Genomic DNA, 1423 nt, shown 5'->3' on the forward strand with positions numbered 1-1423 from the left:
AGCGTTCGTCCTGAGCCAGGATCAAACTCTCCATAAAAAGAAATTTGATTAGCTCAAATTGTTTTGCTGGCATCATGTTTGATGTCCAAAATTTTGTTTCGTTCACTAACTCGAGGTTAGCTACTAAGAACTTTATTGATTACGTTTTGCTTGTTCAGTTTTCAAGGTTCATTTCGTTGCTGTTTTCTCAGTAGCAACTCTTATATAATATCATGTCGCAATATCAATGTCAACAACTAATTTATTTAACTTAATTGTTTTTTAGTAGATGTCTTAGCGACTTTTATAATATTACACTCTTAATCTAAGAAGGTCAATACTTTTTTAAAAAAATATTTTTATCCAGAAACTTCCTATATTATGATCGAGAAAACAATTTCATATTAGACTCGCAAATCTGAAGTTAATTTAATATTCTTGTTATCTAAAATGTAATTTTATCATAATCTCTTTTGAATCAATTTCATAAAACATATTTTCCAAGAGCTTAGGCTGCTCCTATAAAGGATACTTACGTTTTTAAAAATTATATTGCTTGAGTTTATGATTGTTATTTTTAGAAATGGACATTCACACGTTCGGTACATTCCTTATAATGTGTTTCCAGAACCACAGGCTAATCTGTGTCACATTTAATTTTAACCTTTTGACATAGGGAATTATCACAAATTGGATAGGTTGCACATTCCTTTGTTCTTGCGAACTTTAGCGTTGGATATTTCTCATTGAAGCTGTCATAACAATAGCTGTGTTCAGGTACACATGTTGGTCTAAAATGCACATCAAATTTCAAGATATTCCTTCATTGCAGACATTGAGCGGTGCTTTGTCGAAGACTCCTCGACATCACGGACACACCCTTGCTATTAGTCTTATCACTACTTCCATCCTCGCAGTTCGGGACTTGTCCCCCATAGTTCATACGCATGGCAGTCACATATAGAAAAAAGAGATGCATCGAATATATGATACATCTCTCTTTTCACGTTTTATAATCAAAGCGCCCGGTACATAAACGCCGTAAATTGTACAGATCTATTTTAAGGATATTCAAAGGTCAAGAAATTATTTATTTTCACAGAAAAAAAAAGCCGAGGAATAAATCCTCGACTTTTTCAGGTGCCTAGCGACGTCCTACTCTCACAGGGGGAAGCCCCCAACTACCATCAGCGCTAAAGAGCTTAACTTCCGTGTTCGGTATGGGAACGGGTGTGACCTCTTTGCCATCATCACTAGACATATTGAAAGAATTATTCTTTCAAAACTGGATAAACGGTGCATTGAATGTTTCAAACTTTTTTTTGGTTAAGTCCTCGATCGATTAGTATTCGTCAGCTCCATGTGTCACCACACTTCCACCTCGAACCTATCTACCTCATCGTCTTTGAGGGATCTTACTTACTTGCGTAATGGGAAATCTCAT

The 1423-nt window shown here is 35.5% G+C and carries 2 rRNA genes; both read right to left on the reverse strand.

What is annotated here, in order from left to right:
• Positions 1-1121: 1121 nt before the first annotated feature.
• Positions 1122-1237: ribosomal RNA gene (gene rrf / locus ACYQ73_RS28065) — 5S ribosomal RNA — on the reverse strand.
• 64 nt (positions 1238-1301) lie between these two features.
• A 23S ribosomal RNA gene (locus tag ACYQ73_RS28070) occupies positions 1302-1423 on the reverse strand; the annotation flags it as partial.

Source organism: Lysinibacillus sp. CTST325, from assembly GCF_054665055.1.